This is a genomic window from Acidovorax sp. GW835-FHT14B10 (genome assembly GCF_058793725.1).
This window is the reverse complement of sequence record NZ_JBXAGC010000053.1, coordinates 1-9,285: the sequence shown is the minus strand read 5'-3', so window position 1 is coordinate 9,285 and position 9,285 is coordinate 1. Positions and strand designations below refer to the sequence as shown.

Annotated in this window: 11 protein-coding genes and 1 pseudogene; 5 read left to right on the top strand and 7 right to left on the bottom strand. The window is 59.4% G+C overall.

Annotation, left to right across the window (positions count from 1 at the left end; all coding sequences use genetic code 11):
- Window positions 1-18: 18 nt before the first annotated feature.
- The 3 genes from AC1Q5S_RS21820 to AC1Q5S_RS21810 all read right to left on the bottom strand — a co-directional run bounded on the left by AC1Q5S_RS21820 (window position 19) and on the right by AC1Q5S_RS21810 (window position 3,288).
- Window positions 19-213 carry a hypothetical protein gene (locus AC1Q5S_RS21820; protein ID WP_492239420.1) on the bottom strand — a complete coding sequence of 65 codons (195 nt, stop codon included), beginning with the start codon at window positions 211-213 and terminating at the stop codon, window positions 19-21.
- Entirely contained in the window at window positions 210-1,460 is a 1,251-nt protein-coding gene (locus AC1Q5S_RS21815) for a site-specific integrase (RefSeq protein WP_235516236.1), read from the bottom strand. The genes AC1Q5S_RS21820 and AC1Q5S_RS21815 overlap by 4 nt, the downstream gene beginning before the upstream one ends.
- A 1,018-nt stretch (window positions 1,461-2,478) precedes the next feature.
- Window positions 2,479-3,288, bottom strand: a complete 810-nt coding sequence (locus AC1Q5S_RS21810) for a hypothetical protein (protein ID WP_133243646.1) — start codon at window positions 3,286-3,288, stop codon at window positions 2,479-2,481.
- Window positions 3,289-3,342: 54 nt separating this feature from the next.
- On the opposite strand from AC1Q5S_RS21810, the gene AC1Q5S_RS21805 reads away from it, so the two are divergent.
- Together AC1Q5S_RS21805 and AC1Q5S_RS21800 are read left to right on the top strand one after the other, a co-directional pair.
- The gene (locus AC1Q5S_RS21805; protein ID WP_492239419.1) at window positions 3,343-4,368 is read left to right on the top strand and encodes a hypothetical protein; all 1,026 of its coding nucleotides are present in this window, start codon (window positions 3,343-3,345) and stop codon (window positions 4,366-4,368) included.
- Between the two features lie 192 nt (window positions 4,369-4,560).
- Window positions 4,561-4,962 (top strand): annotated as a pseudogene (locus AC1Q5S_RS21800) (IS3 family transposase); the annotation flags it as partial.
- Window positions 4,963-5,315: 353 nt separating this feature from the next.
- On the opposite strand, the gene AC1Q5S_RS21795 reads toward AC1Q5S_RS21800, so the two are convergent.
- The 3 genes from AC1Q5S_RS21795 to AC1Q5S_RS21785 all read right to left on the bottom strand — a co-directional run bounded on the left by AC1Q5S_RS21795 (window position 5,316) and on the right by AC1Q5S_RS21785 (window position 6,378).
- On the bottom strand, window positions 5,316-5,687 hold the full coding sequence (locus tag AC1Q5S_RS21795; RefSeq protein ID WP_233521205.1) for a hypothetical protein: 372 nt from the start codon (window positions 5,685-5,687) through the stop codon (window positions 5,316-5,318).
- Window positions 5,688-5,750: 63 nt separating this feature from the next.
- Window positions 5,751-5,972, bottom strand: a complete 222-nt coding sequence (locus AC1Q5S_RS21790) for a hypothetical protein (RefSeq protein ID WP_092701690.1) — start codon at window positions 5,970-5,972, stop codon at window positions 5,751-5,753.
- Between the two features lie 97 nt (window positions 5,973-6,069).
- Window positions 6,070-6,378 carry a hypothetical protein gene (locus tag AC1Q5S_RS21785; RefSeq protein WP_092701687.1) on the bottom strand — a complete coding sequence of 103 codons (309 nt, stop codon included), beginning with the start codon at window positions 6,376-6,378 and terminating at the stop codon, window positions 6,070-6,072.
- A 300-nt stretch (window positions 6,379-6,678) separates the two neighbouring features.
- Between AC1Q5S_RS21785 and AC1Q5S_RS21780 the strand changes: the two genes are divergently transcribed.
- The 3 genes from AC1Q5S_RS21780 to AC1Q5S_RS21770 all read left to right on the top strand — a co-directional run bounded on the left by AC1Q5S_RS21780 (window position 6,679) and on the right by AC1Q5S_RS21770 (window position 8,535).
- A complete protein-coding gene (locus AC1Q5S_RS21780) occupies window positions 6,679-7,479 on the top strand; it encodes a DNA/RNA non-specific endonuclease (protein ID WP_066784482.1) in 801 nt (266 codons plus the stop codon).
- A gap of 72 nt (window positions 7,480-7,551) precedes the next feature.
- A complete protein-coding gene (locus AC1Q5S_RS21775; RefSeq protein WP_066784487.1) occupies window positions 7,552-7,875 on the top strand; it encodes an HU family DNA-binding protein in 324 nt (107 codons plus the stop codon).
- A 207-nt stretch (window positions 7,876-8,082) separates the two neighbouring features.
- Window positions 8,083-8,535, top strand: a complete 453-nt coding sequence (locus tag AC1Q5S_RS21770; RefSeq protein WP_066784489.1) for a helix-turn-helix domain-containing protein — start codon at window positions 8,083-8,085, stop codon at window positions 8,533-8,535.
- Window positions 8,536-8,567: 32 nt separating this feature from the next.
- Here AC1Q5S_RS21770 and AC1Q5S_RS21765 read toward each other — a convergent pair whose 3' ends face one another.
- Window positions 8,568-9,158, bottom strand: a complete 591-nt coding sequence (locus AC1Q5S_RS21765; protein WP_492239418.1) for a hypothetical protein — start codon at window positions 9,156-9,158, stop codon at window positions 8,568-8,570.
- Between the last annotated feature and the right edge of the window lie 127 nt (window positions 9,159-9,285).

The following is a 9,285-nucleotide window of genomic DNA, read 5'->3' as shown; positions in this document are numbered from 1 at the left end:
CAGCGCTGAAATCACTCTTCAGCCCACCGGCCACGATGCGCCGAAATGATCGGTCACATTCGCCGAAATACGCACCTCGCCGACCATGAAGCGAGTAAAGCGGCGCACAGCAAGATCAGAGGAGCACGGCCTGAACCCGAGGTGCAGGCGTTCAGCCAGGTATTGCTCCACCTTGGCGGTGAGGTCGATGCACGCCAATGACGGGGCGCTCATGATGCGCTCCCAGGCCAAGGAAGAGCGACCTCGGCAAGCAGTTGCAAGTCGAGCTTGGCGTAGATCAACGAGGTGTCCAGCGATCGATGCCGAAGCACATCGGCGACCTCCTTGATCGAACTGCCGCTGTTGACCAGGCGACAGGCCAGCGTGTGACGCAACGAATGGCAACCGCGTGAGATGCCGGCACCTCGCAGGGCACGCCCGATTGCCTGGCTCACTGCATCGACGCCGATGGGCTTGTCGTGTGGCGCCAACCGACGGACGAACAGCGATGGCAGCGTGGTTGCGGGCCGCTCGTGTCTCATGTACTCCGCCAGAGCCTGCCCGGTGAGCACCGGCAGCGGTAGGACATCCTGGCGCTGGGACTTTGTTCGCTTCAAGGTCACCGTTCCGGCACGCCAATCGAAGTCGCCGATCTCCAGCTTGGCGATCTCGCCCACGCGCAGTCCGAGATCCAAGGCCAGGCGCACCATGGCCAGCAGGCGCAGCGGAGCCCGCTTGGCCTCGGCGCAATGCGCTTCGAGGCGCTGGACCTCCTCGGTCGTCAGCGCGCGCGGCAACGATGCTTGGCTCCATCGCACCGGCGACGAGATAGCGCCGAGCAGGCTGTTCACTGCGTCACCGCAGGTCCCGCGGTATCGGAAGTAGGCCCGCAGCGCAGCAGTGACCGCGCTGGAATGCGACCCGCTGCTGACCCGCGTGAGCTCGGTTGCGATGAAGCCGCGAACGTCTTCCGGCTGCAACTCGCCGATGGCGATGGCCTTGCCCGCGAACTTGCATTGCAGCAGACGACCTACGAGTACCAGCCGATCCTCGCGCGTGCCTATCGCCAGGCCGCGGGCGTCGCGCATGTGGACGTTGTAACGGTTCAGTTCTTCTGCAATGGGACCGCTGGGGCCTGGCAGTTCCACGATGACATGCTGTTCCCGCAACAAGGCGAGCAGGTGTCCGAGACTGGCGCTCAAGCCGCTGCGTGTACGCAGAGCCGCGGGATGGCAGTCGCAGCGCGGCAGATGCGAATCCAGAAACTGCTCGACGAGGGCTTCGTCGATCTGTTCGGCAGATACCTGGCACTTCGCCATCCAGTGGGCAAAGTGCGACCAGGCACGAAGGGCAGTCTCCGAGCTGCCTTCGGCGTACCGGCCGCGCTCCAGCAATGCCTGGAACGCCCCGACGTATGAAGACAGCGGGCCATCGAGCAGCCATGCCCTGGCCATCGGGTGCATCGAAAGAATCAAGTCCATGGTGATCTCCAGTTGTGAGATCACCATTCATGCGCCGACTGCGAACTTATGTCCAGTTCAACGGCACCGCCTCCTTGCGATCTACCAGGGCGATCACAGCCTCTGGCGCGTTCAGACTGGCCAACTGTCCATAACTGCGTGCTGTGCATAACGCTGCAGAGCCGACATCGAGCGATGCCAGTCTCTGGACCACTATTGCAGTGTTTTGTGTAACGCGGACGTTCGTTTAAAGAGCCCGCATTTTTTGGAACTCTGGCCAGAGGTGTCGGGTTCTCGAATTGATGCGACGCTACCGAATTAAGTGAGACGCCAATCCGCTTCTCACGTCCACTCGGCAGCCTTGGCTCGAACGGTGAATCCATCGGAACTCCAAGTCCCGTAGGTGCCAAAAGCGCTGAGTGACCGAGTGTGTTTGCGGATCTGGAGGCGTTTTGCGCGCGCAGGCGCCGCATGATGCTGGAGCGCCTGCGTGCCAACGTCCGTCATGAGCGACCGGCCGCTCGATGGCGAAATGGTGCTGATCGAAGACGACGAGTTAGACCTCGAAGGCGCCGAATCAGCGTGAGGCTCGCGGGCTGACCTGGCGACGGGTCGGCATGTCCTGGCGTCCAAGAAGTGACACGGCTGTACGCCGGCGATAACCATCGTCGCGCCGGGACGCGCGTCACTCACGCCAAATAGGACGGTGAATTGTGCGATTTGCGCATATTCGATGATCGCATGCAAGCTCATGGGCCCCGACGCCGATGCAGAAGTCCCCCTACACCCTCGAGTACCAGCAGATGATCAAGCTGCTGCGCGACAAGCGCGTCGAGGCACGGGTGAGCCAAGCGGAGCTGGCGACCCGTTTGGAATAGACCCAGGCCGAGGTGAGCAAGTGCGAGACCGGGGTGCGGCACCTGGACGTGGTCGAGCTTAAGCTCTGGCTGGAAGCGCTGGGCAAGGACGTGACGGAGTTCGTGCGAGAGCTCTATGAGGGCACGTGCGCCTGAGTTCCAGGTGTCGTGCCGCCTCTGGATTACCTGGCCGCGGGGGCACCCTTGAAGGCCGTCTGACCCCGCACGTGCTTGCGCACCATCGACCGCCCGACCCGCATGAACTCGCGAACATCGAAACACGAGATGGAGGGCATGGACATGGTGGATGCATCACGCAGGAAGCCGCGGATCTTGGCCACTTGGCGTGTGACCCTCAAGGTCAGGTAGTCAACCACATAGCCCGCGAAGAAGAGCCTGTAGCCTTGGATCCCCCCCTCGGAAAACCGCGCGGGGGTGAAGACGAACCGCTCCAGATCGCCGAGTTGGCCGGTGGGGTCCACCAGCTTGCGGATACGCACACCGATCACGCCATCCGGTGGCGCGTTCCCAGCCAGCAGATCCGCCCGGATTGTCTCCAGCACGGGCCCGGGCAACGTCACCTCGGAGAACTCAGGGCGCGAGCAGACGGATGCTCGCCAGATTATGGAGACCAGGAAGCACTTGAGCGACGCGTGGTCGTGGTCCTTGACCGCCACCTCGTCCACACCGGCCTTGAACTGCTTGGCCGTGACCCGGAGCTTGCGGATCCACGGCGTCTCCCATTTACAAAGGCGCTCCTCGCATTCGGCGCACAGGAGCGGCTCGGAGAGGCTGTCCTGGCTGGACATGGCCACGGAGTCGGGCGACGTGTCCATAGAAATGAGCTTTCCGTTGGAGCCCTTCTTCATCGCCCGAAAATAGGCATTCGGGACGATATGGGATTCCCGCAAGGCGCGGTGCTCCTGGCAGAGAGCACAGCGTGTCGTCGGATGTGGCTCGTGCGATGGTTGCTGATCGGCGTGTGTGGTCATGCGGCGGCTTGAGGTTGAAAAAGCGCGTAGACCGCGTTCTGGATCGGTGCGCGCATGCCTGAGAGTATCTTGTGTATTCTGGCCAACAAAGCCAGCCATTCCAAGAAGCTACCGACTCCGGTGCCGGACTTGCCAGTTATTCCAATTCAGAAGATCTACCCATTCCGATTTCCAATGGATGTCATTGAAGTCCTCAACGAAATATGGAGGTTTGATATGAGTACACCAGCCCCGCCGACGGATTTCCAGTCTTGGCTTGATTACGCAGTCGCAACCATGGACGCGCGAGGAGCATACCTAGACCGCATCTTTAGTGAGGAGGGCACTCCATCTCAGCACGATATCCGGTCTGCAGCCCAAGAGGAGCTTGATCATCTTAGGAAAAAAGCAGTCATGCCTTGGGTCGGTATGCTGGAGTACTGGCAGATTGCACTTTCACAGAGGCTTGGCCGCTCTGCCGCAGACATTGTTGAAGACAACCTTTTGGCGGCGGATTTCTCAGATGGCAGTGTTCACGTCCAATTTAAGGATGGCTCTGATCTGACGTTTCGGCGGGCGTTTTACGTAGGCGAAACACCCGCTGATGGGGCCATTCATCGAGTAGCAGTGTTTACAGAGCAATGCGGGTATCACGAGTTCTGGATAGGCCCAGGGGATCAAATTTCGGCAACTTCAATGTCTGGGGCTCGGTATAAACCCTCTGACGAAGATTTGGCATGGGACTCAATGGCCCCAGTAGGTCGTGAATTTGGAAGTCCCGATTTCGACAAACTGATGGACGAAGATGCGAAGAAATTTAAGTCAGATTTAGCCCAATGGATCCAAAAAAGCAGTGACGCGAATGTGGCTTTGCAGCTGGAGGAGGATGAGATATCAGACGCGCGCAATGTCCAACTCGCATTACATGAACTCGGACAAGACGTCACTATTGATGTCGCCGCTTCAGTTTGGAAGCAATATTCGCAATCATTGATGGCAAGCTGGATGTCAGGCGCAGAGACGGTTCAGTCCGCCGCCAGAACGCTGTATCTAAATTGCCCAAGAGATCAGTCGCACCATGGGCCTTTGACCGGTGGCTAAGCACCCCGCCAGCGCCCGTATTGAATGCAACGACCGCGGTTTAGTCAAGCGACCTATTGTTCTAGACCTCTGGCGGCATACGTGAGGAAATTTGGTACTCAACATGGCACACCACCAGGAACAAGACGTCCGAAGTCTCGCGCTGCACACTGCTGCGGTTGAGTTGATGCGGGCTGATGACGCGCTTTAAGCTTGCTGATGCCGCAGATTCAACGTGTCTGGCAGGCCAACATGCAGGTCTACGGCGCCGACAAAGTATGGCGGCAACTCAGGCGTGAAGGCACGGCAGTGGCCCGCTGCACTGTTGAGAGGCTGATGCGGCAGTTGGGCTTGCGCGGGGTGATGCGCGGCAAGGTCGTACGAACCACCACCAGCGACAGCAAAGCACAGTGCCCTCTAGACCGGGTCAACCGTCGGTTCCGCGCAGAGCGGCCCAACCAGTTGTGGGTAAGCGACTTCACCTACGTCTCGACCTGGCAGGGCTGGCTCTATGTGGCCTTTGTGATCGATGTGTTTGCCAGGCGGATCGTGGGCTGGCGGGTGAGCAGTTCGATGCGCACAGACTTCGTACTCGATGCCTTGGAGCAAGCCCTATAACGCTGCAGAGCCGACATCGAGCGATGCCAGTCTCTGGACCGCTATTGCAGTGTTTTGTGTAACGCGGACGTTCGTTTAAAGAGCCCGCATTTTTTGGAACTCTGGCCAGAGGCGACCAGGTTCACCAACTCCGTGTCCAACCCAAGGAAACAGACAACTTCTGCGGACAACAGCCCCCTTGGGCAGGTCTTCATCGGCCGCCGCCTGCACCGCCACTATCTGCACAGGCGAGAGAGGGCCGTCGTCGGCTTCGTAGCCCTGGTGCACTTCCGCTGCCGCCCCATCTCGCAAATGGTCATGCCCCCCAGGCTCTGGAGCACTGAAACTCACCTCGGAAGATTGGGTGGCCATTAGATGCCCCAAACGCTCTCACCCACTGACCACTGCAGTTCGTCCACCACCCTGCGCATGATCCACACACACTGCGCGTCGGTGCACCATCGCTTGGCCAGGAGGCCTTTCAACGCAGCCTTCACCGTCGCCTCCTGATTCCCCTCAAAGGTCGCGAGTTTTCTCTGGCAGTACCGGACCATCTGCGAGACCAGATCGTCACACATCTGGAAAGCAGCGATGACCTCTGACGGCGAAGTGCCTGGGGAATAGAACTCCCCGCCTTCCTCAACCAGGCTCATCTTGGGCTGGGCGCCCGCAACGGCAGACAGAGCTGCAGTCACCGGAAAGTCCTCTGGTACCCCTGGATAGTTGGCGCGGTCAATCGACATATCGACTCCTTGCTGTCTGTTGCACCATACAACTGGTACTTGGTACTGTGCAATCCCAATTCTTCAAAACGGCGCAGGCGACTCCACCAACTCCACGGGTCCAGACCCCTCGTATAGCACCGACCCCGAATGCTTCACAGTCACCCGCCAGATCTCGCCTTCCTGGGTGATCGTGTACGCCTCAGGCTCCAGCGGCAACACGGTCTCTGTCTGGAACATCCCCTCAATCTTCCAGGGCGGCGTGCAGAGCAACGTCGGGTAGTTCCAAGGTGAATTGATCGTCATGGTGTCGCCTCAACCCGCACTGCTTCTGACTGCATGCGGAGTGCTGGCCCGCCGGCGCGCCTGCGACATCTCCGCCAACGGCAGCGGATCTCGACCTTCATCCCAGCCGTACTTCGAAGTACGCCCCATCCCCTTCCCCCAGATCCCGGAACCCCGCCTGCTTGGCTGCAGTGCTCGCCTTGCCCCAGGCTTTGAGCAAGGTGAGATCTCCGGGAGACACCACCTCAGGGGGCGACTCCTCCAAGTTGTTCAGAGTGTCCAGGGCCGCAGCCACTTGTTCTGGTCCGCCCAGTTGCTTTTCCAATACTTTCGCGTAGCGGGTTTCGGCCGCAATGCGCTCCTTGGCGGGCAGTTCTTCAGGGTAGTCCCGCAGGGTGACGGTGTAGGTGGTTTCGATGGTTTCCATGGCAGTTCTCCAATGTGTTGATGTACTGTACAAATATACAGCTTTCTTTGGAAGAGTACATGTCAGCAAGAACCCTCGGGGACTGGTTGTGAAGCTGTGATTTGCGGGTGCTGCTGCCATGGGAGGTGTTCTTCCAGCACTGTTAGCCAAGCAAACTGGCTCCCCCCTTGGAGCCCTTTTGGGTGACGGTTTTCAGGGGTGCAAGCAACTGTAAATCCCTGCGAATTGCGTCCATTCAAGCCTGAGATCGGGCGGCCAGGATGCTCCAATCGGACTCCAGTTTTTGCTCATTCCATTCCCGTGAACCGATTGTTTTCTTGGCCACGCCGTGTTCGCCTGGCCACCGCGCTGGTCCTGTCTCTGGCCAGTGTCAGTCCGAATCTCTCCTGGGCTCGCTCGCCGCAGTTCGACAGTGGGGCCCTGTTCACACCGCAGCCCACCAGCTTTGCGCAGTGCCCTCAGTTTTTTGCGAATGGGGTTCCCCCTGCAATCACACCCCGACCTCAGTTGCGGGAGCTTTGTTATGAAGCCTTTGCCGTGCTTCACAGTGGTACCACCCGGACGCCCGTGTTTGTGGCGCAGCGCTTGAACCGCCAGAGTGTGGAAGATGCCGATGAGAAGCGGGCCAAGCGGTTCTTTGCCGATGCGCGACTTCCCAGTGGTGAGCGAGCGGAACTGGAGGACTACAAGAACTCTGGGTACAGCCGCGGGCACATGGCACCTGCGGGGGACATGCCTACCCCAACGGCGATGGCACAAAGCTTCAGCCTGGCCAATATGGTTCCCCAGAACCCCCAACAGAACGGGGGCGCCTGGAACAAGATTGAGCAAGATACGCGGCGCTATGCGCGAAGGGCCAAAGGGGATGTGTTTGTAATCACCGGGCCGGTGTTCACAGACAGTGGGCCTCGCATTGGCGCCAATGGGGTGAAGGTGCCCACCTATTTGTACAAGCTGGTCTATGACGTCACCACCCAAAGGGCCTGGGCGCATTGGCAAGAGAACCGGGAAGGTGAGACAGTGAGTCGGCCGATCAGCTATCAGGAGTTGGTCAAGAGGACGGGGGTGGAGTTTTTGCCAAAAAGTGCGCTGCAGCATTGAGTCTTCGCAAGCCAGGTGTCAGCGGGGGCGTTATAAATCGGCCCTTTCAACTTCTATGCATTGTGAGCATCCATGAACCGTGCCGACCTCGTTGCCATCCTCGCCGCCAAGAATGATCTGTCCAAGGTCTCAGCCAATGCCGTACTGGACACTCTGATCGACACCATCCAGACCGCCGTGAAGAAGGGCGATGCCGTTCAACTGGTGGGCTTTGGCACCTTCAAGTCCGCCAAGCGTGCGGCACGCACGGGCAAGAACCCTTCGACTGGCGCAGCACTGAAGATACCTGCGAGCACGGTGCCGAAGTTTGTGGCGGGCGCCAAGTTCAAGGCGGTGGTGGATCCCAAGGCTGCAAAGCGCAAGGCGGATAAGGCAGGCAGGCAAGTAAGTAAGTAAGTAAGCCGCAGCGTATTTGACCGCATGACTGCATTCAAAACCGCCACGGGCCCAGTGCCGCTGGCGGTTTTGTTTTGGCCGTTTGGTTCGATGGACTCCGCCCACCCAGTTCGGCAGATGGTCCCTCGGTCCGTCGGTCCGTCGGTGTGTCGGTGTGTCGGTGTGTCGGTGTGTCGGTGTGTCGACACAAACGCTACCATCGAGCCAATGAACACTTTTTCCAATGCCTTTCGCGCTGAAGTTGCCCGCATGGCGCGCAAGGAAATCAAGCCCGAGTTGCAGGGCATGCGCAAGGCCATCACCAGCCATCGGTCCGAGATCGCCGCATTGAAACGCGAGGTGAAGGCGCTGACCTCTCAGCTCAAGTCCTCTCGACGCCAGATCAAAGTAGCGGATGAGCCCAAAGCCAAAGCTGCGATCGAAGAAACCGGATCCAAGAAGCCAAGACAGATCCAGTTCAACGCACAGACCCTTGTTGAAAAACGAGCAGCGCTGGGCATCACACAGAAAGAGATGGCTCTGCTGCTGGGCGCGTCATCGCTATCCGTCTACAAGTGGGAATCAGGTCGGGTGCACCCACGGGCTGCGCAGCTAGAGCGCATTGCCCAGGTGCTCAAGCTCGGCAAGCGCAAGGCTCTGGCATTGCTCAGTCCGCAGTGAGTGGGTGAGGGCAAGTTGCCCCAACCAAGCCCTCAGCGGCGACGATACGGCTCTCCTGGTGAAGAGTCCTTGCGTTCATCCGCCAGTTCAAACAGGCACTGCATGTAGGGTTGGACATCCGTCCATTTGGCGCGGTCATCATAGAAACGCGCCAGATTGCGCGTGGCTTCTACCGCGTCCGGCCACTTGTCTGCAGCACTCACGCGGGTCATGGCATCCCGGGTGTCCTGCTCATCGTGCAGACCACCATCCTGGGCGCCATAGGTATGGAGTTCCACAATTCGCCGAGGCTGCGCAAAAGCAGTGTCCTTGCACACACCGCCGGGTGGCGTGGCCTCCCGTGAAGAATGGGCACCAGCAAATGAGTCCTGCACGGTGTGCAGCACGGACCCGAACGCCACATGGTGCAGGTAGGGAAGCAGCTTGTCCTGGTGCCCCAGGATGTAGAGATCGGAGACCCGCCACTGCGTGCACCCAAAGTGCTCCTTCAGTGTTGCGTTATCGATATCCCGAAGAAAGGTATCGGGCTTGATCTCCCGCGAGGACACTTTCCAGGCGAACTCCAGCCAGTCCAACACCTTGGCCCGTGTTGCACCAGGGTGCACCCCTTCTTCGCTGGCCATCGCATGCAGGAACTGTAAGTCTCCGAAGTGTGATCGGGTCATCACATTGCTGCGTATTTCGGCGAATGTGACCGATCATTTCGGCGCATCGTGGCCGGTGGGCTGAAGAGTGATTTCAGCGCTGTTT